Origin of the sequence: Psychrobacter sp. GW64-MNA-CIBAN-0177 (genome assembly GCF_040309585.1) — a bacterium.
In the GTDB taxonomy this organism is placed as follows: Bacteria; Pseudomonadota; Gammaproteobacteria; order Pseudomonadales; family Moraxellaceae; genus Psychrobacter; species Psychrobacter okhotskensis.
Window position 1 is genome coordinate 1 of sequence record NZ_JBEOOY010000208.1, and the last position, 275, is coordinate 275.

The 275-nt window shown below is 43.6% G+C and carries 1 pseudogene; it reads right to left on the reverse strand.

Going from position 1 to position 275, the window contains the following annotated elements:
- A pseudogene (locus tag AAEY79_RS14805) lies at positions 1-275 on the reverse strand (S49 family peptidase); the annotation flags it as partial.

Below are 275 nucleotides of genomic sequence, written 5' to 3' on the forward strand. Positions count from 1 at the left end.
ATATAATACGCACCGGAGGCGCCGTTATCACCAATCACTGCATATAGTTTTTTATTGGGATATTTTTTACGCAAATCCATCATGGTTTGCCAGATTTCATCCGATTGTACCGGTGAGCCGCCAGGAGAGTTGATATCTAGCGCGACAGCTTTAGAATTGCTATTTTCAAAAGCTTGCGTTAATGCATCACTCACATCATAGGCATTGGCAGCATCGTCATTGCTGATGGTACCTTGTAACTCCACTACCGCCAAATGTGGCTTGCTGGTATCTAT